This window comes from Phormidesmis sp. 146-20, from assembly GCF_052939475.1.
In genome coordinates this window covers 48,927-71,170 of record NZ_JBJPHT010000012.1, presented here as the reverse complement: position 1 = coordinate 71,170, position 22,244 = coordinate 48,927, and the positions used below count along the sequence as shown (strand labels likewise).

General features: G+C 50.2%; 19 protein-coding genes. 8 read left to right on the top strand and 11 right to left on the bottom strand.

The genetic code is table 11. From position 1 onward, the window contains the following. Positions 1–63: 63 nt before the first annotated feature. Positions 64–921 carry a Tab2 family RNA-binding protein gene (locus ACKFKH_RS12355; protein ID WP_446858598.1) on the top strand — a complete coding sequence of 286 codons (858 nt, stop codon included), beginning with the start codon at positions 64–66 and terminating at the stop codon, positions 919–921. 45 nt (positions 922–966) lie between these two features. Next, positions 967–2,250 (top strand): TldD/PmbA family protein, encoded by a 1,284-nt coding sequence (locus ACKFKH_RS12350; RefSeq protein WP_446858597.1) that lies wholly within the window; start codon positions 967–969, stop codon positions 2,248–2,250. Positions 2,251–2,334: 84 nt separating this feature from the next. Here the strand turns inward: ACKFKH_RS12350 and ACKFKH_RS12345 are convergent, their stop codons facing one another. From ACKFKH_RS12345 to ACKFKH_RS12325, 5 genes are all read right to left on the bottom strand, one after another. Then, positions 2,335–3,507 carry a zinc-dependent alcohol dehydrogenase gene (locus tag ACKFKH_RS12345; RefSeq protein ID WP_446858596.1) on the bottom strand — a complete coding sequence of 391 codons (1,173 nt, stop codon included), beginning with the start codon at positions 3,505–3,507 and terminating at the stop codon, positions 2,335–2,337. 113 nt (positions 3,508–3,620) lie between these two features. Next, positions 3,621–4,079: a hypothetical protein gene (locus ACKFKH_RS12340; protein WP_446858595.1), complete on the bottom strand. Its 459-nt coding sequence runs from the start codon at positions 4,077–4,079 to the stop codon at positions 3,621–3,623. A gap of 19 nt (positions 4,080–4,098) precedes the next feature. Then, a complete protein-coding gene (locus ACKFKH_RS12335) occupies positions 4,099–5,268 on the bottom strand; it encodes a zinc-dependent alcohol dehydrogenase (RefSeq protein WP_446858594.1) in 1,170 nt (389 codons plus the stop codon). A 260-nt stretch (positions 5,269–5,528) separates the two neighbouring features. Then, on the bottom strand, positions 5,529–6,230 hold the full coding sequence (locus ACKFKH_RS12330; RefSeq protein WP_446858593.1) for an SRPBCC family protein: 702 nt from the start codon (positions 6,228–6,230) through the stop codon (positions 5,529–5,531). Between the two features lie 104 nt (positions 6,231–6,334). Then, complete coding sequence (locus ACKFKH_RS12325) at positions 6,335–7,438, bottom strand: DJ-1/PfpI/YhbO family deglycase/protease (RefSeq protein ID WP_446858592.1); 1,104 nt, start codon at positions 7,436–7,438, stop codon at positions 6,335–6,337. Positions 7,439–7,642: 204 nt separating this feature from the next. Here ACKFKH_RS12325 and ACKFKH_RS12320 point away from each other — a divergent pair, with 204 nt between their 5' ends. From ACKFKH_RS12320 to ACKFKH_RS12305, 4 genes are all read left to right on the top strand, one after another. Continuing rightward, positions 7,643–8,179: a DUF6335 family protein gene (locus tag ACKFKH_RS12320; protein ID WP_446858591.1), complete on the top strand. Its 537-nt coding sequence runs from the start codon at positions 7,643–7,645 to the stop codon at positions 8,177–8,179. A gap of 35 nt (positions 8,180–8,214) precedes the next feature. Next, on the top strand, positions 8,215–9,222 hold the full coding sequence (locus tag ACKFKH_RS12315) for an SDR family oxidoreductase (protein ID WP_446858590.1): 1,008 nt from the start codon (positions 8,215–8,217) through the stop codon (positions 9,220–9,222). 93 nt (positions 9,223–9,315) lie between these two features. Then, the gene (locus tag ACKFKH_RS12310) at positions 9,316–9,507 is read left to right on the top strand and encodes a hypothetical protein (protein WP_446858589.1); all 192 of its coding nucleotides are present in this window, start codon (positions 9,316–9,318) and stop codon (positions 9,505–9,507) included. Between the two features lie 6 nt (positions 9,508–9,513). Continuing rightward, positions 9,514–11,154 (top strand): RecQ family ATP-dependent DNA helicase, encoded by a 1,641-nt coding sequence (locus ACKFKH_RS12305; RefSeq protein ID WP_446858588.1) that lies wholly within the window; start codon positions 9,514–9,516, stop codon positions 11,152–11,154. Between the two features lie 158 nt (positions 11,155–11,312). Here ACKFKH_RS12305 and ACKFKH_RS12300 read toward each other — a convergent pair whose 3' ends face one another. The 6 genes from ACKFKH_RS12300 to trmD form a co-directional block, all read right to left on the bottom strand. Then, a complete protein-coding gene (locus tag ACKFKH_RS12300) occupies positions 11,313–11,693 on the bottom strand; it encodes a hypothetical protein (RefSeq protein ID WP_446858587.1) in 381 nt (126 codons plus the stop codon). Between the two features lie 122 nt (positions 11,694–11,815). After that, on the bottom strand, positions 11,816–13,354 hold the full coding sequence (trpE, locus tag ACKFKH_RS12295) for an anthranilate synthase component I (protein ID WP_446858586.1): 1,539 nt from the start codon (positions 13,352–13,354) through the stop codon (positions 11,816–11,818). Between the two features lie 342 nt (positions 13,355–13,696). Continuing rightward, positions 13,697–14,122 (bottom strand): photosystem I reaction center subunit II, encoded by a 426-nt coding sequence (gene psaD / locus ACKFKH_RS12290; protein WP_446858585.1) that lies wholly within the window; start codon positions 14,120–14,122, stop codon positions 13,697–13,699. 90 nt (positions 14,123–14,212) lie between these two features. Further along, positions 14,213–16,234 (bottom strand): DICT sensory domain-containing protein, encoded by a 2,022-nt coding sequence (locus tag ACKFKH_RS12285; RefSeq protein ID WP_446858584.1) that lies wholly within the window; start codon positions 16,232–16,234, stop codon positions 14,213–14,215. A 209-nt stretch (positions 16,235–16,443) separates the two neighbouring features. Next, positions 16,444–16,920, bottom strand: coding sequence for a 2-C-methyl-D-erythritol 2,4-cyclodiphosphate synthase (gene ispF, locus ACKFKH_RS12280; protein WP_446858583.1), 477 nt, complete (start codon positions 16,918–16,920; stop codon positions 16,444–16,446). A 114-nt stretch (positions 16,921–17,034) separates the two neighbouring features. After that, positions 17,035–17,784, bottom strand: coding sequence for a tRNA (guanosine(37)-N1)-methyltransferase TrmD (trmD, locus tag ACKFKH_RS12275; protein WP_446858582.1), 750 nt, complete (start codon positions 17,782–17,784; stop codon positions 17,035–17,037). 460 nt (positions 17,785–18,244) lie between these two features. On the opposite strand from trmD, the gene ACKFKH_RS12270 reads away from it, so the two are divergent. Both ACKFKH_RS12270 and cphA read left to right on the top strand, forming a co-directional pair. Continuing rightward, positions 18,245–19,060: a cyanophycinase gene (locus ACKFKH_RS12270; protein ID WP_446858581.1), complete on the top strand. Its 816-nt coding sequence runs from the start codon at positions 18,245–18,247 to the stop codon at positions 19,058–19,060. A gap of 363 nt (positions 19,061–19,423) precedes the next feature. Next, complete coding sequence (cphA, locus tag ACKFKH_RS12265) at positions 19,424–22,150, top strand: cyanophycin synthetase (RefSeq protein ID WP_446858580.1); 2,727 nt, start codon at positions 19,424–19,426, stop codon at positions 22,148–22,150. The last annotated feature ends 94 nt before the right edge of the window (positions 22,151–22,244 follow it).

The following is a 22,244-nucleotide window of genomic DNA, read 5'->3' as shown; positions in this document are numbered from 1 at the left end:
AGTTGGTGAATTGACAGATTTTTATGACGCATCCTCGCCCCAGACCACTTTTTCCTCATCATCATGACTACCATTTGGGAACTCGATTATTACTCTCGTCCGATTCTGGATGATCAGAAGAAGAAAGTTTGGGAGGTTCTGATCTGTGAAAGTCCGACTCGGATTGATATGTCCGACTCCCTGTTTCGCTATTCGGAATACTGTCCGAGTACGCAGGTGAATTCGGTTTGGTTGAAGACGGCGATCGCGGAAGCCATTTCTCGTGCGCCTAATCCGCCGGACAAAATTCGCTTCTTTCGACAGGCAATGAATAACATGATCACGACTTCCTGTAAGGATCTGGAAATTCCCTCTCAACTGAGTCGCCGCACGATCGCTCTGAGTCAATGGCTGCGCGATCGCATGGAAACCACTTATCCTCAACATCCCGGTTATCAGCCTGGAAAGAACGCTTCTGTCATATTTCCAACGACCCCTCCTCAACCGTTGCCCGATGCGCTGATTGGTCAAAAATGGACGTTTGCTACCCTCGAAGCCAGTGCCTTTGACGACTTAAATGAATGGTCGATCGACTTTGGCGAAACTTTTCCGGTCAAGATAGCAGGACTTGAGGCAGACACGCCGATTCCGGGGTTGATCATCTACTCACCTCGTGCAGTGCCAATGGCGGCCTGGATGTCTGGATTAGAGATGGCGGCGGTTAAATTTGACAGCGAATCTTCGACCCGATTGCTGCTCGAAACGGGCGTTAGCGATCGCTGGATTCTCACCAGCATTGATGCCAAAACCAAGGTGGAGGCTCAAGCGTTTGAAGCGTCGAAGGCGCGATCGCAGCAGGTTCATTTTTTGGCGATTCAGTCCAGTCCTGATGTAGAAGCCTTTGCTGGATTTTGGTTATTACAAGAGATCAATTTGGCGTAGGGTGATTAGCAGACCCCATATTCGCAAAACTCAAATCTATCGAACATGTTGTTAGAACAATTGTTAGAGTTGGCTGCGCGATCGGGCGCTGAATCAGCAGAAGTTTTTCAGTCACGATCGCTGTCTCGTCCGGTTTACTTTGAGGCAAATCGGCTAAAACAACTCGAAAGCGCTGAGTCTGAGGGGACGGCTCTCCGGCTCTGGAAAGGCGGCCGTCCTGGATTGGTGGTAGCCTATGGCGATGTGGAAGCTCAAGATTTGGTGGATCGCGCGATCGCCCTCAGCCAACTGAATGAACCGGAAGCGATCGAACTGGCTCCTGCGTCTCAGATGCACTACCCCGATTTGGGCAAAGTGGTTCCGGTTGAGCAGTTGGTAGATTGGGGCAAACAAGCGATCGAGCTAGTGCGCGAACAGTATCCCGAAGTGCTGTGTGCGGGGGGTTGGGAATGTGAGGCAGAAAGCACTCGTTTGATCAATTCCAATGGTCTGGACTGTGGCTATACCGACAATACGCTGAGTGGCTATCTAGAAGTCGAGTGGATTCGGGATGAAGATTTTTTGAATGTAAGCGATGGGCAAACCTTGAGAGACAGCCTTGACCCTGTTTTGGTGGCTCAACAAGTGATGCAGCGATTGGAATGGGCCAAAGAAAACGTCGCACCGCCGATCGGTCGGGTTCCCATTCTCTTCACATCCAAGGCGGCGGATATGCTGTGGGGCACTGTGCAGGCGGCGTTGAATGGCAAACAGGTGATCGAAGGGGCTTCCCCGTGGAGCGATCGCTTAAATGAACTCGTCACCTCTGAGGCAATTACGATTAAACAAGAACCCCATGCTGGCCCGTTTAGCTGTCCGTTTGATGATGAAGGAACGGCGACTCGTGCGATTACGTTTCTCGATCGGGGCGTTTTGCAGTTGTTTTATGCCGATCGCACAACGGGAAATCTTTTGGGCAGTGGCACAACAGGAAATGGGTTTCGTCCCGGTTTGGGCAGCTATCCAAATCCAGGTTTGTTCAATCTATTGATCAGTCAGGGAACGAAATCGTTTGCCGAATTGGTGGCAGGAATAGAAGACGGATTGATTCTAGATCAAATGTTGGGCGGCGGATCTGGAATCTCTGGCGAATTCTCGATTAACGTGGACTTGGGTTATCGGATTCAAAAAGGTCAGATCGTCGGCAGAGTCAAGGATACGATGGTTTCTGGTAACGTCTACACAGCGTTGAAGAATTTGATCGAATTGGGTGGCGACGCGGATTGGAATGGGTCTTGTTTTACGCCTTCTGTGATTGTCGATGGATTGTCCGTCACGGGACGAAGCTAATCCAAAAATACACAGAAGGGTGAACGGTTTTGATTTCTCTACCATTCACCCCTGTATTGCAGAATCTGTAATCGCTTCGATCTCTTATGGCTTCAGCACAATCTTGATGCAGTTATCTTTTTTGTGTTTGAAGATCTCGTAGCCTTTTGGCGCTTCGTCGATCGACATCGTGTGAGTAATGATGAAAGTCGGATCGATGTCACCGTTCTGAATGTGTTCTAACAACGGTTTCAGGTAGCGGTGAACGTGGGTTTGTCCCATTTTAAAGGTCAAGCCCTTATTGAAGGCGGCACCCATCGGAATCTTGTCCAAAAAGCCCCCATAAACTCCCGGCAGCGAAACGGTTCCGCCTTTACTACAGGAGACGATCACTTGGCGCAGGGCGGTGGGGCGATCGGTTTCCAGTCGGACGGCTTGCTTGACGCGATCATACAAAAAGTCTGGCCCCGCTCCGTGTGCCTCCATGCCGACCGCATCGATACAGGCATCTGGGCCGCGTCCTCCGGTGAGTTCCTTGAGCGCTTCGCCTGCGTCCATTTCTTCGTAGTTGATGACTTCGGTGGCACCTGCTTGTTCTTTGGCCATTTTGAGGCGTTCGGGGACGCGATCGATAGCGTACACTCGCTCGGCTCCCAGCAAGAAAGCACTCTTGATCGCAAACTGTCCGACTGGCCCACAACCCCAGACGGCGACACTATCTCCGGGCTTGATGTTGCAGTTTTCGGCTGCCATATAGCCCGTCGGAAAAATGTCGGTTAGAAACAGCACTTGCTCATCCGTCAAGCCGTCTGGAATCTTGAATAAGCCTGTATCGGCAAACGGGACGCGAGCATATTCCGCTTGACCGCCTGCATACCCGCCAAAAATGTGAGAATACCCAAACAATCCAGCCGCAGAGTATCCATACAGCGCCTCGGCCATGAATGCATTGGGATTGGAATTATCACACAGCGACCACAGTGTTTTGTTACAAAAATAACAGCTTCCGCACGAGATTGTGAACGGGACGACTACACGATCGCCAATACTCAGATTCTTGACAGCAGAACCGAGTTCGACGATTTCTCCCATAAATTCGTGACCCATAATATCGCCCGACTGCATACTGGGGATATACCCATCGTAAAGGTGCAAATCAGAGCCACAAATGGCTGTCGAAGTGATTTTAACAATGGCATCACGGGGATTAAGAATTTTGGGATCGGGCACGTTGTCTACGCGAACATCGGTTGCGCCATGCCAGCAAACTGCTTTCATTTATGGATTCTCCTAGCGATTTTGTAGCGATTTTGGTAATGGATAATCGGCAATGGGAGATTGTTAGCACCCACTACCGACTTTTATCTATTCAGTAATCAATCCAGCGTTGATTAATCTGCTTTATAGTATCCAGGCTTTTCTCCTGAAACTTTACCAACTGTGTTATCAACAGCGTTCTCGACATCATTGATAAACTCTTTGGTACTGTCTGGAATTGGCTCGTCTAAATTGAGTTTTTCTTTGACCGTTTCAGCGATGTCTTTGAGCTTGTTACCCGTGTCGCGGATTGATTCGTCACGGCGATTGTTCACGAATGTTTGTTCGTTGTCTGCGCGATAGACATCTTTTGTCGTGTCAAGTGTTTGATGATTGCGAACTTTCTCAGAAGAATCAAGCGCTTTGAGCTTTTCGCCTGCGTCTTGGACACTGCTGGATTGCTCAATAATTTCCTTCGCTCCTTGGGGAGTCACAGCCGCCATAGCTTGCACTCCATTCGTGCTAAATAGAATGCCCACAAACAGCGCAGCGCTGGCGAGAAGAGTTGTAATCGTTCGGATGAGTTGAGTCATGGTTACAAATAGAAATGGTTTAAGGTCGAAGGACAACTTTGATGCACTTATCTTGCTTGTGCTTAAACATTTCGTAGGCTTCTTTGGCCTGAGTTAGCGGCATGTGATGAGTGAAGACATAAGAGGGGTCAATTTCACCGTTGAGGGCGCGATCGAGCAGCATTGGCATATATCGCTGTCCGTGCATTTGTCCCATTTTCAGCGTCAATCCTTTGTTAAAGGCCGCCCCAAATGGCATCTTGTCCACAAATCCGCCGTAGACTCCCATCACCGACACAGTTCCGCCTTTGCGACAGGCGACCATCATTTGCCGCAAAACGTGAGGGCGATCGGTCTCCAATCTGACCGCTTGCTTTGCCTCATCGTAGAAGCCCATTAGACCCATCCCGTGCGCTTCCAGTCCAACGGCATCGAGACAAGCATCTGGCCCGCGTCCGCCCGTCATTTCCTTGAGCGCATCGCCTGCATCGACTTCTTCGTAGTTGATCACTTCAGCGCCGCTTTTTTCTTTCGCGAGTTGCAGCCGTTCGGGGACGCGATCAATAGCAATTACCCGTTCGGCACCCAGCATGTAGGCACTGCGAATCGCAAACTGTCCCACGGGCCCACAGCCCCAGACGGCGACCGTATCTCCGGGCTGAATGTCACAAAGTTCTGCGCCCATGTATCCCGTCGGAAAGGCATCCGAAACGGGAAGCGCCTGCTCATCGGTCAGTCCGTCGGGAATCTTAACAGCCCCATGATCGGCAAACGGAATTCTTATGTACTCTGCCTGAGAGCCTGCAAAGCCACCAAACAAGTGAGAATAACCAAAAATTGCCGCCGTCCCAAATCCAAAAAGCGGTTCTTGTAGCGCCCCATTGGGATTGGAGTTATCGCACAACGACCACTGCTGACGACTACAGTAATGGCAATGTCCACAGCCAATAATTGAGGAAACGACGACCCGATCGCCCTTCTTCAACTTCTTAACCTCTCTGCCAATCTCGACCACTTCGCCAATAAATTCGTGACCGATAATGTCACCCGGCTGCATTGAGGGAATGTAACCATCATAGATATGAAGATCCGACCCACAAATCGTCGTCGCCGTCACCTTGAGAATTGCATCACGCGGATTCAAGATCGTCGGATCAGGAACAGTTTCGACCCGCACATCATTTGCACCATGCCAACAGACCGCTTTCATTGAATAACCAGTTCCTCTATTGATTTAAATTGGATTTAATGTTGCTAATCAAAGAGAGGGAAAAAGGAATCAGCACTTGCACCAAATTTACGTGTTGTTGGTACAGATTTTCGCCCCCTAAATCCCCCATTCTGGGGAACTTTGACTTCGGAAAAACATGCCCTTGAAGCAAAGGATAAAGTCTCTCCTAAAAATCTCTTACTTCATCCCTCTCGCAAAGCGTGCCGCCAGCGGCAACCCCTCATCCCTCATCCCTTCATTTACCCCCTCGGCTGCCCTTCTGTCGTAGCAATTTCTCCCGCTTCCATCAGTTGTTTAAAGCGGCGCAGTTCGTCACCGATTTGTTGTTCGGGTTCTTCGCCAAAAAGTTTGGCCAGTGCAGCCGTGACCATGCCGCCCGGAATGTCGTATTCCATCACAACTTTGACTTCGGTGCCCCGATCGCCCGGTGCAGGGGTAAAGCGCACAAAGCCAGAATTCTCGATATCAGCGCCGTCGATCGAGGCCCAAGCGATCAGTTGGTTTGGCTGATCGTTGATGATGTCAGCATCCCACTCAACGGTTTGACCCATCGGCGCTTTGGCAACCCAGTGAGAACGACGCAGATCGATCACTTTCACCGATTCGACATGCTTCATAAAGTTGGGCAGGTTTTCAAAATCGTGCCAGTAGTTGTAGAGTTCTTCTGCCGATTTTTTGATGGTGACGGTCTTCTCAACTTTGATCGATTTATTGGCACCGACGGCATCACCAACTTTTTCGGTCAGGCTTTTATCTGCTTTCGCGCCGTGGTAAGCCAGCGTTCCGCCTGCGATCGCAGTTAAGACTCCCCGAAGCGATCGCTGACTCAATCCTGATAGCACCATTGCACTACCACCGATAATAGATGCCCAGCGTTCTTTATCAGACACGCCTGTCTGTTGCTCTTCGGCTGGATTAGTCTTTGACGATTCTGTTTCCATGATGATTTCTTTGGTGATTTTTCTAGTGAGTTATTTACTGTGAGAGTCTTGAGTTTTAAGCAAAAAATTTCACCTTAAAACCCAAGACTTAAAACGATGACTTCTTAGCCACTAACCGCAGGTCTGCTAGTCGGCATCGGAGGCTGAGGAACGCTGGCATTCAAGCGATCTTTGTACAGATTGGCAATGCGCTGTTCGTCTTTTGACAGGGTGACTTCCATTTGGTCAAAGAGTTCGACAGTCGCGGGATCGGTGATTTTGTTTCTCAGGTTGTAGGTGTCTACTACGCCTGTTTGCAAGTCACCCAGGGCGCGACGCAACACTTCACTGTCACTTTGACGGGTTTGGAAGAAGTTCTTTAAACTCGCTAAAGCAGCGCTGGCTGTAGCTTGTAGAGAAGTTTTTTCGCCCAATACTTCTAACCGAGCTTCTAGCATTTGAATGTGACGCTGTTTGTTGGCGCGAATGTCTTGAAACAACTCGGTCATGGCTTCGTCGGTGGCGTTTTTGGCGTAGTTGTCGAATACTTCTAATCCGTAACGCTCACCCGCGATCGCCGTGTTAATTGCGTTCACAATTTCGCTCTTGCTCGATCCGCCCCACTCTTCGCCCAGTTTCCACCAGCCTGCGTCGGCATCGCCCACATCGGGCAGCGTTGTATCGGGCAGCGAAAGTCCCAAATGAGTCAAAATTGCGGTGGTGAAAATCGGTAAATCGCCGGGACGACGCGATGTGATCAGGTTGTCATCAATCACTAACGGTTCGTCTACAAACTCGGCTCCCGCATTTTGCATATCTTTGCGGATGGCCCGAAATCCAGTTGCTCTCACCCCTTTGAGCAGATCGCCTTCGATCAAAACCTGCGGCCCGTGACACACAGAAGCAACCAAAACGCCCGCTTCCATTGCATCCTTGACAAACCGAACAGTCTTCATGTTGGTTCGCATTTTGTCAGGAGCCATGCCGCCGGGAATAATTACTGCGTCAAAGTCAGCGGCGATCGCTTCAGTAGTGGTAGCATCCGCTTCGATCGACAGCTTTTCTTGCTTGCCCTTGTACTCTTCATTCATGCGAGAACCCAGTACGACAACTTCAGCTCCCGCCTTTTTGAGCGCATTGTAAGGAAGCTGAAATTCTGAATCCTCAACCCCTTGCTCGATCAGAATGGCGACGCGCTTTTTGCTCATCTCTTGACCATTTGTGTCCATGCCAAACCTCTTCTGTTATCACCGCTCCAGCCAATAAGACTAGGTTGATAGAGCGATCGCGCTCCTCATTCCAGGGGGATAAGCCGTTCTCACTCTCACGGTAGATTTAGACTTTGGGCGGCTGGTTCTCTGCCTATTTGAAGATTTTGAGATTCGCAAAGATTCGTTACCTTGCATTCATCTAGGCGAATAGGAGCAAAAATTATGGCAGATGCAGAACAGGCTCGGAGAAGTCCCACTGATAATGACGATTTGGAGTCGGCTCTCCACAATTTTGGCGCTCCGGTTGAGGATGAAATTGACGACGAAACCCTCGGAGACGAGCAAGATTTTGGCGACGTGCCGCAAGAATATACCGAGTCGTATGGAACGGGTGTGCAGGAGATGCCTGGTTATACGATCGGTGGCCGCACCATGCGCGATCGTGCCAGCGAATTCAACGAGGCAACTCCCGAACTCACAGGCGGCGACATTGATGCAGACTACGAGCAAGCGAATGCAGTCGGGGATGAATCTGTGGGCGGAACGGTTTCCACGCCTGATATGGACATTGTGGATGATCTAGGGAAAGCGGTTGGTTTGGAAATGGACGATCGCGCTTTTCTCCGCACCAATGAGATTTTGGAACAAAGAGACGATCGCCGCTGGGAATTGGAACCAACCTCTTCAGAAGACTATGGCGATCGTCAAATGGAACTCGACGAGATCATGAGTTCGCAAGGTGATGAGGATACTGAATAGCAAACCGATCGAATACTAAAAACAAGGAATTAGAAATGAGTTTGAAACCGATTAGTCAACAAGTTGCGGTCATTGTCGGAGCGTCTAGCGGCATTGGTCGAGATACGGCGCTAAAGATGGCTGAAAAAGGCGCGAAAGTCGTCGTAGCCGCTCGCAGTAAAGAAGGATTAGCGACGCTGGTTGAAGAGATTCACCAAAAGGGTGGAGAAGCGATCGCTGTTCCTGCTGACGTTGCTGATTTCAATCAGGTTAAAGAAATTGCAGATAAGGCGGTTGAACGATTTGGACGCATTGACACTTGGGTTCATTTGGCGGCAACCTCTGTGTTTGCAACTTTTGACAATGTGACTCCTGAAGAATTCAAGCGCGTTATTGAGGTGAATTTGTTGGGTCAAGCCTATGGTGCGATGGCTGCATTGCCTCACTTAAAGCGAGAAGGCCGAGGCGCATTGATTCACATTACGTCGATGGAAGGGCGGCGATCGCTTCCTTACCAAAGTGCCTATTCTTCTTCAAAACACGGCACGATCGGCTTTCTAGATGCCCTGCGAATCGAACTTAAGCATGAAGGCTTTCCGATTAGCGTCACCAACATTATGCCTGGTGTGATCAACACGCCTTTCTACAACAAAGGCAAGACCAAACTGGGGGTCAAGCCGACTGGAATTCCGCCTTACTATGATGCGAGTTTGGTGACAGATGCCATTCTCTACGCCGCCGAAAACCCCGTTCGCGATTACATTGTGAGTGATGTGGGTCGCGCTTTGGATGTTGCCCAACGCATTTCTCCGGGATTGGTGGACGCTGCGCTGTTAGCGATCGCCTTTGAAGGACAAAAGACCAACGATGTCAAGTCTGAAGACGACCCAAACAACCTGTACGAGCCAGTTCAGGGATACGACAAAGTAGAAGGCGACTTTAGCAAACTCGAAATTCCCAGTCTGATCGACATGATTGATAAGGGGCCGGCTTTAGCGATCGGTGCCGTCACTGCGGCTGCGTTAGGAGTTTTTGTATTGCTAGGCGGAATGAATAATAGATAAATTTTTCAACGCTATCTTAAACGCTGGATGTAGGGATGTTAGCCGTAATGTCCCTACGTTTTGGTAACCAATTTTCAGATTAACGTGAATTCGATGAAATCCTTCGCTGTGGCGATCACTCCAGGCAGCCCCCTAAATCCCCCAAGTTTGGGGGACTTTGAGCAAGAAATCCTGTCCGAAAGTCCCCCAGATTTGGGGGGTTGGGGGGCAGAAGCGTTAAATACCGAAGCGAAAAAACTCTATCGAATTCATGTCAGATTAAAATTCGCAACAGAGATGACTTAGATCACAATGGTTAGAACGCGCAAACGCAAAGATTTAATTCAGAAGATTGCACAAGAACGACTCGGTTATGATGATTTGCGTCCCGGACAAGAAGCCGCCATTCGATCGCTGCTAGAAGGCAAAGACACGCTGGCTGTAATGCCCACAGGATCAGGAAAGTCAGCCATTTATCAACTCGCAGCCGAAGAGACTCCAGGAGCGACGATCGTGATTTCTCCCCTGTTAGCGTTGCAGAAAGATCAGGTGGAAGCGATCGACGATCGAGACAAAATTGGCCATGCTGCGGTTCTCAATTCCACCATTTCTGCATCAGAGCGGCTAGAAGTTTTTCAACGCTGGCAAAGTGGCGAACTGGAATTTTTGTTTCTTGCCCCTGAGCAGTTTAATAACCTGGATACGATCGATCTGCTGCAAACTAATAAACCTTCTCTATTTGTGATCGATGAAGCTCACTGTATTAGCGAATGGGGGCACAATTTTCGACCCGATTATTTGCGATTGGGGACGGTGATTGAGGCGATCGGGCATCCCACCATTTTGGCGCTGACGGCGACGGCTTCTCCGCCCGTTCGAGAAGAGATTATGCAGCGTTTGGGAATGCGAGATCCACGAGTGATTGTGCGCGGATTTGACCGACCGAATATCTTTTTGAGTGTCGATCGCTTTGATGATGAAGCTGAAAAACGCGAAGTCTTTGTTAAACGAGTCAAACAAGCCGAAAAACCAGGCATTGTCTACGCTGCAACCCGAAAGGAAACCGAACAGATCACAGAATTACTCAAACAAGCAGACATTCAGGCAGCCAGTTATCATGCTGGAATGAAATCAAAAGAACGTCATCAGGTTCAATCAGATTTCATGAGCGATAACATAGACGTGATTGTTGCAACAACAGCATTTGGAATGGGAGTCGATAAGCCAAATGTGCGCTTTGTGTTTCATTACAACATCAGTGATTCTGTCGATTCTTATTACCAGGAAATCGGACGCGCTGGGCGAGATGGCGATCCGGCGAATGCTGTCCTGTTCTACACACCAGACGATTTGAATCTGAGAAAATTCTTCTCTGGAGGCGGCAAACTAGCTGTCGAACAAATCGCCCAAGTTGCCCAAATCGTACAAAATCAGCGTGAACCGATCGACCCCAAAACCCTCCAAGAACTAACTGACCTCTCCAAATCCAAACTCCGAACCGCCCTCAATCATCTGCAAACCGCAGGCGCGATCGAGTCTTTACCAACGGGTGAAGTTCTTACAGCAGACGGAGCGCCAGATTTAGAAAAAGCAGCCAACGACGTGCTACGGGCACAAGAACGCAAAGCCAAAGTGGAGCGATCGCGATTAGAGATGATGCGTGGCTATGCCGAGGTCAAAGATTGCCGCCGTCGATACTTACTAAACTACTTTGGCGAACAGTTTGATGAATGCTCCAAGACATGCGACAACTGCAAAGCTGGAATCGCTGCCAACAACGACGGATTAAAACCTTATGAACTCGATAGCCTTGTCATTCACAAATCCTGGGGTCAAGGAACGGTGATGCGTTATGAAGGTGATAAGATAGTCGTTCTATTTGACCAGGTAGGTTATAAAACGCTGAGTACCATTACCGCTGTTTTACAAGGAATTTTGAGAAAAGTTGTATAGCGATCGTTCTGAGGATCGTGGATTAAATAAAATTGGTCTTCGTAGGATGGGTTGAACTTTGCGAAACGCACCGCCACCCATCGATTTTGGTACGTTTTGCTAACGCTCAACCCACCCTACAAATGTCACCCGATAGGCAAATTATTAAATTCCCGATCCTACGCTTTATGCTCGTAATAGCTAGAGATATGTTCATATACATGATCAGGGAAATGAAGATCACGATAGACATTACAAGCATCAGGATCATCAGCATTGGGGCAAATCGGAAAGTCTTGATTACTCTGCCATTCTAGAATGCGGTCGCGCTTCGGTGGATTATAATCTTTGCCCTGCACTTGTTGATAGAGCGCTTTTGCTTCTGCCTGACTAAAATCAGAATCTTTTTGCAAATATTCGATCAACTCGTCTTGTTCCAGAAAGTGACGCGCCACCATTGCAAAAACTAATCTTCCATAGTGTCCAATGTCTTGCCCTTCGTCTAACGCATCCGTTAGATGGGACATCATTTCACTCTTGCGAAGTTCTTCAACTGCCATGATCTCAAAGTGGGTTGAGTGTTGATTTAGTACATTCCTATTACTGTTGTAGTTCGGATTACAAAATCTTCCGTCTACCGATCGAACGATTCACCCCAAACGGCATCCCTCATCCCTTCTTCTCACCCCTCCAGACATCGAATCGCCTCCAACAGCCCTCTCGCCTTATTCAACGTTTCCTCATATTCCTTTTCAGGCTCAGAATCTGCAACCAGTCCCGCGCCTGCCTGCACACTGACAATATGTTTGCCGTTACCCTCAGATCGAACCACCATCGTCCGAATGGCGATCGCCGTATTCAACTGTCCTTCAAAGTCATAGTAGCCATAGGCTCCCGAATAAACTCCTCGACGGCACGGTTCTAAATTGTGAATAATTTCCATCGCCCGAATCTTAGGTGCGCCGCTGACCGTCCCGGCTGGAAAACAGGCTTTGAGCAAATCCCAGGCAGTCTTGTCAGGCGATAGTTCTCCGACCACGTTGCTGACGATGTGCATAACGTGAGAATAGCGCTCAATTACCATCAACTCATCCACCCTCACCGAACCATTCACACAGACCCTTCCCAAATCATTGCGTCCCAGATCGACCAGCATGACGTGTTCTGCGACCTCTTTGGGATCTTGCAGCAGATCTTGAGCGAGGGCATCATCTTCTTGAGGCGTTTTGCCTCGGCGACGAGTGCCTGCGATCGGTCTCACTGTTGCAATCTTGGGCGCAGTTGGGTCGGGCGATCGGTCTGCCTTCACCATCACTTCAGGACTTGAGCCAATGATCTGCCAGTCGCCAAAATTAAAATAAGCCATGTAGGGCGAAGGATTGATCAGACGCAGCGATCGATACAACCCAAACGGATCGCCATTATATTCCGCAGACAATCGCTGAGAAATCACCACCTGAAAAATATCGCCCGCCTTGATGTGGTCTTTGGCCTTTTCAACGTTGGCGCAAAATTCAGCCTGAGTCGTATTGCTGCTAAATGAAGCGGTTTGACTGCGATTTCCCGATTCGGGAGAGTTCCACGATAAAAGAGTGGCTTGCTCAGACAGCGGCGATTGCAGCTTGTGGACGAGTTGAGTCACCCGATCGCACGTCTGTTGATAAGCCTGTTCCAAATTCGTCTCAGGGTTTCGCAGGTCAGCGTAAGCGATCGCCCAGATTTTGCGCTTCACTTGATCAAAGATCAGCAACTGATCGACCTGCATCCACAACCCATCCGGTTGATCGGTTTCACTCGTCGGATAAACGGGGACACGCGGCTCGATCCAATGAATCAACTCATAGCCCCAAAAGCCAAACAGTCCGCCAATTCCAGGAGGTAGCTGAGGCAGTTTAACCGGACGGTAAGGCGCAAGACACTCGGACAGGGTATCAAACGGGTCGCCCTGAAAGAATTCTTGAGTACCATCGCGATGAGTCTGAATGGTGCGATCGCCCTTCGCCTCCAGCACCCACTGCGGATCACACCCCAAAAAGCTATACCGCCCCAGCGTTTCTCCTCCTTCGACCGACTCCAACAAAAAGCTATACGGCTGCCCCGCACAAACGCGATACCACGCCGACACAGGCGTATCCAAATCAGCAACCCATTCCTGATACACCGGAACAAAATTACCCAGTTGTGCGAGTTGAGAAAACTGAGAAAAGTCTGGAAAGATCATGGGAGTTCAAGAAGGGATGAGGGGTTGTCTTCGACACGCTTCGCGAGAGGGATGAGGGATGAGGGATGAGGGATGAAAGGTCAGGATACAGTACTCAGGTGATGAAGCTCAAAGGAATTGTTTTGGGGCGGGGATTGAAATTTTGTCTTAAAGTCCCCCAGATTGGGGGGTTGGGGGGCAGAAGCACCAAACAACGCAGCGAAAAAACTTCGTCGATCGTACCCCTTCATCTAACCTGAACCCAATGCAAACGATCGCTTCATTCCTTTAAAACACCAAGGAGCCAAAATCCAGACGAATGCCGAATTCTGACTCCTGAGCAAAGATCAACCGATCGACAAGTTAAGGGTCGTAAGATTTGCGACTGCTGAACTTGATCTTGGCCGCTTCGGTGTTTGCGCCAATGTTGCGAGGAACGCTATTGACGGCCACGCGACCTGGATTTACTTTTTCGGGGAAGACACCATCGTTAGGATGCAAATACTGAATCTCACCGTTGGGGAAAATCCGGTAGATCTTGTAGTTGGTGATCTTAAACTTGGCGCGGAGTTGTTGTCCACCTAATGCGATCGCATATTCCTTACGGGCAAGATACAGCAGGTTGTCGCCTTGACGCATCGTTGCAGCGCCGCCTGTAGGAAGCTCAAATACCTGTTCTTTGGGGCTAGTCCAGGTAATGGCATATTTCTCTTCGACTAGGGCTTTGGTCAGTAGTCCGCCTGTCCCGCCACCGAACAAGGGCGATTGTCCAGTAAGAGTTTCTGTCATAGGTCACGCTCTAAACGTTTTTAGGCATCCTACCACCTGGGCTTGACCTTGTTTGATGAACTGTAACAGTTGTTAGCAATTAGGGGGTATCTAATCGCGCTTCTGCGATCGCCCTCTCACATTCGACGACCGCTCCTCGCTGGTGGGGACGACGGGAATCGTAAAGTGAAATTCTGTCCCTCGATCTTTGCCGTCTGATTCTGCCCAAATTTTGCCGCCCCAGCCTGCGATGATCTGGCGACAGATGGCCAGTCCCAATCCGGTGCCGCCTGTGGTTCGCCGTAAGGCTCCTTCTTCTTGGTAGAAGCGATCGAATACGGTTTCCAGCCGATTGCGCTCAATGCCGCGTCCCGTATCTGCGACGGTAACTTGTAGCATTTTGCTGCCACTGCGCTTGGCCTGAATCGTGACGCTGCCTTTAGAATCGGTAAACTTGCAGGCGTTGTCTAGCAATTTAGAAATGACTTCGACGAGCCATTCGCCATCCACTTGCACGAGCGGCAGTTCGGCGGGTAGCTCATTGTGGATTTGGGGCAAAGGATTTTCAAACCGTCTTGCTTGAAGGCTACTCATTGCTAGATAGACGCATTCATCCAGCGGCAAAGGTTCTAAGCGCCATTCGACTCGCCCACTTTCTAATCGCGAGAGGGTGAGAAAATCTTGAATTAGCTTTCTCATACGATCGGCATCCGTCAGTGCAGAATTCAACATCACCTGACGCAAATCGGCTGACATATCTGGCTCAGTGGCGAGACTTTCGAGACAGACTTGAATCGTCGATAAAGGCGTTCGCAGTTCGTGTCCAGTAATGGCGATCAGGTTGCTGCGGGTGCGATCGAGCGCTTCTAGCTGCTGGTTGAGATCTTCCAGGTTGGCGTAGGATTCGGCTTGAATCAAGGCAACGCCGATTTGAGTGGCGATCGCTTCCACCATCTCCAGTTCGTGGCGCTCTAATTTGTGAGGCGTGGCGTTGCAGTAGTGCAGTTCGACCATGCCCAGCAGTTGATTTTGATTGAGAACAGGCACCATCAGCCACGATCGCACCTGCCGCCCTTGAGCCAACGTTTGGAAGGGTTGAGTCAAGCGATCGTCGGTTTCGGTGTCCTCAGCATAGACAGGCTCTTGTTTTTGTAGCACTTCTTGAAAGAGGGGATTTGCCTGCAATAGCCAGGTTTCACCCAACAGCGACGTGGAACATTGAAACCCGTTCATCGGCTTCCTGGCTTTTCCGTTTCCTGGCTCCTCGGCTCCTCGACTGCCCAAAAACTCATACTCCAAAATAGCCGTTGCGTCAGTGGCTTTGCAGCGATAGATCAGACAGCGCCCCGCATTGAGAACTTGCCCCAACTCCCGAACGGCGACATTGAGGATTTCATCAGGGTTGAGCGATCGGCGCACTGCTGCGGTAATGGAATTGATCAGTCGTTCTTTGCGTTCTTTTTCGGCGATCGATCGATAGGCTTTAGAAAGCTTGTACTGTCCGGCTTGTAGATAGGTCACCAACCGTTCGGCAAAGGGGCCAGGATCGACTTGATTAAAGCCAGTGGATTCATTGGCTCCAATCTGAGTTAGAACAGGCGCAATTTTTTCCACAAGTTCTGGACGATACTGCAAAATGCGGTGCAGCAGAATCTCGGCTGACTTGTAGACAGTTTGGCGATCGAACGTCCAGATTCCTTCAAATCGTCGCGACTGATCGACATGTAAATCAGGAACGCCCTGTTCGGATTCGTGAAATCGCTCTTTGCAGATCAGACAAGATGCGTACTGCTGCCCCAAGACAACGAGATGCCATTCTTTGCTCAGACCGTCGGTTGGCTCAAAGGCGATCGTTTCGTACTGCTGAGAACGGTTGGCAAAATCGGTTTCGGGAGCCGCCAACACATACACCTGATCGGTGCGTTCGGCAATTCTCAAGTAGCGGTGAGATTCTTGACGATAAAACCGCTCTCGTTGAAAACTGGCAATCACTAAAGGACGATCAACCCCCGCCAAAACCTGGTCTTCCATTGCGTGGGAGAGGGCCGTCAACGAAGACTTAAAGTAAAGTTGGGGACGTACCTGGGGAAGCGCTTTGAGCAGGGTATCCAGGACTGAATCGGGGATGATCATCAATCGTTTTACAAGCCAGATTGGGTAATATCCAGCAGGCTAAGACTTGGCTCTGCGTCTTAACGGACAAACCGAACATTTCTAAGGGGTCTTCTCCAAATTAACCGCAGGTCAAGACGTAGCCACGCCAACGCACCACGGTTACTTGATTGTAAGGGGTCAGCGGGCCTCTGCCCCTATCTGCGAGTGTTTCTTAATGCTGAAGCGCGCTACTGTTCTAGGAGAACGACGGCATGGGCGGCGATCGCTTCTTCTCGCCCGACGGCATCCAATTTTTCGTTAGTTGTCGCTTTAATCCCCAGTCGATCGGGTGGCAGCTTGAGAATGGTGGAGAGGCGCGATCGCATCGATTCAATATGAGGCTTGAGTTTGGGGCGCTCTGCTACGACGACAGAATCAATATTGCCAATTTGCCAGCCTTTATCTTGAATCAATTGATGCACCTGCGCCAACAGCACCAAACTATCAGCCCCAGCCCATTTTGGGTCGGTCGGCGGAAAGTAATGTCCAATATCTCCTAGACTCAGCGCCCCCAGCATGGCATCCATAATGGCGTGAGTCAGCACATCGGCATCACTATGGCCCAACAACCCTGCTTCATGCTCAATTTTGATCCCGCCCAAAATCAGGTCACGTCCAGCTACCAGGCGATGAATGTCGTACCCGTTTCCAATCCGAATAGTCATACGATTAGCCATTAACTTTTAGCTTTTAGCTTACAGTCCGAGGGGAAAGTCTTCGATGTGAAGTTGGTTGAGGTCTTGACGCTGCCTCATCCCTCATCCCTCATCCCTCATCCCTCATCCCTTCTTTCCATCCCTCATCCCTTTCCGTTTCTCAATCTCTGTGTCGCGAAGTTCAGCTTCCTCACTTAGCCACTTTTGGTAGAGGTCAGGTCGTCTAGTTTTGGTGCGCTCGATTTGCTGCTGTTTGCGCCAGCGATCGATCTCAGCATGATTGCCAGACCTCAAGACAGGCGGAACTTGCCATTCTCGAAACAGCGGCGGTCGCGTAAATTGAGGGTAATCGAGCAGACTCGTTTCAAAACTTTCTGATTTTAAAGACTCTTCTTTACCGATCGTCCCTGGAATCAAGCGAATCGTCCCATTCAACAACGCCAACGCGGGAATTTCTCCACAGGTCAGCACAAAATCTCCGAGTGACACCTCGCGATCGACCAGATTCAACACTCGCTCATCAATCCCTTCATAATGTCCGCAAATGATGACAAGCTGATCGTAGTTAACCGCCAGATCCCTGAGTAACGGTTGATTCATCGGTTGTCCCTGGGGCGTGACAAAAATGATTTCTCGTCGGGGCAAAACGGGCAACGATTCGACTGCCGCAAAAATTGGCTCCGGTTTCATCAACATGCCAACACCCCCACCGTAGGGTTCATCATCTACCTTACGATGCTTGTCTGTGGCAAAATCACGAGGGTTAATCAAATGGACTTCCGCGATTTGTTTTGCCAGAGCTTTACCCAACAGCCCAGAATTGAGCGGTGAGACAAAAAAGTCGGGGAAGAGAGTCACGATATCGAAGCGCATGTTTGAGTCAGGTAAAAGAGTTTTGAGGACTGGGAGCTAAGAATCATGGATTAAACAAACGTGACGCATCAAGTCGCGGCTACTCCAACAAACCCACCTTCACGGGTTAAACCATTTTTCTGATCCACAGCAGATTTGGCGTTGGTAAGTGCGGTTTGAGCCGCCCGCTAGAATGACAGGCTATAAAATCCTCGATCCCAAACGGCTGACTTCTCTATCTTCGCCCTACAGCCCCTCACCCCCAAAGTCAAGAAAGCCTGTCACATAAAAATTTTGTCAATTCCTTAAATTATGATTAATAATCTGGCATGATTCGTATTAATCAAAACTCAGAACGGTTCCCGGAAGATCGGCCCCATTAAAATGTTTCAAATAAGCCCTTAAACTGTTCCCCAGCATGACTTTCACGTCTCAGATACACAGCATGATAGAGTTAGCGTTGCAATCGTTTGAGCCAACCATGCCTCAGCCCACAAATACCGCCATTATGGTCATTGGGGGAGCGGAAGATAAAGTCCACGGGCGCGATATTCTTCGCAACTTTTTTGAGCGATCGGGCAGTCAAGACGCTCGGATCGCCATTTTGCCCTGTGCTTCACGAGAGCCGGCCGTGATTGGAGAACGATACCATACCATTTTCACGGAGATGGGCGCGAAAGCGGTAGAAGTGCTAAACATTTACGATCGGGCCCACTGTGACGATCCCTTGCTGCAAGAATATGTAGCCGACTGTACAGGCGTTTTTATGACGGGAGGCGACCAGCTAAGGCTGTGTGGCTTGCTTTCAGACACCCCCATTATGAAAATTGTGCAATCTCGCGCCCATTCAGGAGCCGTCACTCTAGCCGGAACCAGCGCCGGAGCGGCCGTAATGGGCCACCACATGATCGCAGGCGGCGGCAGCGGCGAACCGCCCAACCATTCTTTAGTCGATATGACTTACGGGCTGGGCATCATTCCAGAAGTGATTGTGGATCAGCATTTTCATAATCGCAATCGGATGGCTCGTCTGATGAGCGCGATCGCGGCCCACCCCGATCGCTTAGGGATCGGCATCGATGAAGACACCTGCGCCCTGTTTGAGGGAGACGACACCCTGCAAGTTTTGGGCAAAGGCACCGTCACGATCATTGACCCCGGCGAGTTGACCTACACCAATCAAGCTGAGGTGGGCGCGACCGATCCCTTATGTTTGTGCAATTTGAGAGTTCATATCTTAAGTCAAGGAAGCCGTTACGACTTTCGCAAGCGAGTCACCGTGACTCCCAGCCACTAACTAGACGGTTGTGTAAAATTAAGAACCGGGAGCCGCAAGTATTTGTATTTTAGAAAATTCAAAGCTTCAGATTTTGACATGAAACCCCGCTAATTCTCACTTTAACGCCCTCAATCCCCACCGCTAATGTGGTAGGTTGCCTGTAAGGTCAATTCATAATTCGTGACAGGTGATGTCATTGGTCGTGCTTGCTAAAGGCTCCGATCGGTGCTTTTTATCAGAAAGGCTTTTTGTCAGAACTGTTTGTCATGGACAGTGCGATCGCTTTTCTGCGCTTGAAACTGGATAATTGCTTGCCACAGGCGACCCCCTCTATTTGATCAATAGCCGCACCCCAGCAGCCCGTCCTTCTAACTGAGCCTTATGAAAATACTCAAGATCCAGACGTTACGTGGCCCCAACTACTGGAGCATTCGCCGACCCAAGCTTGTCGTGATGCGTCTTGACCTAGAAGAATTTGCAGAATCTCCCTCCAATCAAATTCCCGGATTTTATCAAGGTCTAGTCAGCGTCCTTCCCAGTTTGATGGAGCATTTTTGCTCGCCTGGCTGCCGGGGCGGTTTTTTGAGTCGCGTCCAGGAGGGCACGATGATGGGGCACATTATTGAACATGTCGCCCTCGAACTACAAGAACTGGCTGGAATGTCTGTCGGCTTTGGGCGCACCCGTGAAACCGCTATGCCTGGGGTTTATCAGGTTGTGATTGAATATCAGCACGAACAAGCAGGACGATATGCAGCGCGAGCAGCCGTCCGAGTTTGTCAAAGCATTGTGGCGACTGGAACCTATTCCGAAAAAGAATTAGCGCAAGACTTGAGTGACCTGCGGGACTATGCCCAAGATGGCGCGCTCGGGCCCAGTACAGAAACCCTGGTCAAAGAAGCCGAAACGAGGGGCATTCCTTGGATGGAGTTGGGCACGCGCGCTATGATCCAGCTTGGGTTTGGGGTACATCAAAAGCGACTGCAAGCTACTCTAAGCAACCGCACCAGCATTCTCGGTGTCGAACTAGCGTCTGATAAGGAAGGCACCAAGCAAATCTTGCGATCGGCGGGCGTTCCGGTTCCACGGGGTACCGTGATCAGCTATTTGGATGAGCTAGAAGGAGCCATTCAAGATCTGGGCGGCTATCCTCTAGTGATCAAGCCTTTGAATGGCAATCACGGGCGGGGGATCACGATCGACATCAACACCTGGGAAGCTGCCGAAGCGGCCTATGATGCGGCCAAAGAAGTGTCTAAATCAGTGATCGTCGAGCGATTTTACGCAGGTCAAGACCACCGGGTGTTGGTGGTCAACGGTAAAGTGGTGGCCGTAGCCGAACGGGTGCCTGCCCATGTGGTCGGCGATGGTCACTCTAATATTTCTGAGTTGATCGAGGAAACCAACCGTGATCCGCGTCGAGGTGATGGACACAACAACGTGCTGACAAAGATTGAACTCGATCGCACCAGTTGGGATCTGTTAGACAAAAAAGGCTACACGCTAGAAACCGTTTTGCCAGTGGGCGAGATCTGTTATCTAAGAGCAACCGCCAATTTGAGTACGGGGGGCGTGGCGATCGATCGCACCGATGATATTCACCCCGAAACGCTCTGGTTGGCGCAGCGAGTGGTCAAAATTATCGGTCTGGATATTGCTGGCATTGACATCGTAACGCCTGATATCTCTAAACCGCTGCGCGACGTGGATGGAGTGATTGTCGAAGTCAATGCGGCTCCTGGGTTTAGAATGCACGTTTGCCCCAGTGAAGGCATTCCTCGCAACGTGGCCGAACCTGTGATCGACATGCTGTTTCCACCGGGGACTCCGAGCCGAGTGCCGATCGTTGCGATTACAGGCACCAACGGCAAGACCACAACGACGCGACTGATTGCCCACATTTTTAAGCAGACGCAGCAAATTGTTGGCTACACAACCACAGACGGGACTTACATCGGTGATTATTTGGTGGAACCGGGAGACAACACAGGCCCCCAAAGTGCTCAATTGATTTTGCAAGATCCCACCGTAGAAGTGGCGGTTTTGGAGAGTGCGCGAGGCGGCATTTTGCGATCGGGTCTGGCCTTCAACGCCTGTGATGTTGGGGTAGTTCTCAATGTGGCGGCGGATCATTTGGGGTTGGGTGATATTGACACGATCGATCAGATGGCGCGAGTCAAGAGCGTTGTCGCAGAGGCGGCCATGCCCAACGGTTATGCGGTTTTGAATGCGGACGATCCTCTCGTTTCGGAGATGGCGGATCACACATCGGCTCAGATTGCCTACTTTTCGATGAATGCGGGGAATGAGTTGATTCGATCGCACACTCAAAAAGGCGGGCTGGCTGCTGTCTACGAAAATGGCTATCTGTCGATTCTCAAAGGCGACTGGACGCTTCGCATCGAGCAGGCAGTGAATGTGCCGTTGACGCTGGGTGGTCGGGCCCCCTTTATGATTGCGAATGCGTTGGCGGCGAGTCTGGCGGCGTTTGCTCAAGGGGTGAGAATTGAGGACATTCGGGCGGCTCTGGTGACGTTTGAAGCGTCGGCTAAACAGACTCCTGGACGGATGAATTTGTTTAACTTGGGCAAGTTTCATGCGCTGGTCGATTATGCTCACAACCCCCACAGTTATGAAGCGCTGGGCGGCTTTGTGCGGAACTGGACAACCGGGGAGCGAGTTGGCGTGGTCGGCGGGCCGGGCGATCGTCGTGACGAAGATTTTGCAACCCTGGGTAAACTCTCGGCGGAGATCTTCGATCGCATTCTCATCAAAGAAGACGACGACACTAGAGGACGCGATCGCGGCGATGCGGCCCAACGCATTCATCAAGGCATTCAGGAAATCAGACCCGATGCTCAGTGTGAAGTGATTCATGACGAGACGGCCGCGATTCAAAAAGCCTTAGACTCTGCAAAGCCCGGTAGTCTGGTGGTAATTTTGCCAGAAAGTGTAAGTCGAGCGATCGCCCTGATCGAAGCCCGCAACCCCATTAAAGCGATCGCCCCCACAGCCGAATCAAACGGTCATGTCAAACCGATCGCCCCTGTGAATGTGGTGGAGACTGCCCTCTCTTCGAGTTATCCACAAGGGGTCGCTTCGACCTAAATCTCAACTAAAAATCTCAACTAAAATAGACAGAACAAACGGATGGTTGATTTGCTAATCGAAACAGATCTTCCACCCGTTATTTTTGTTGCAT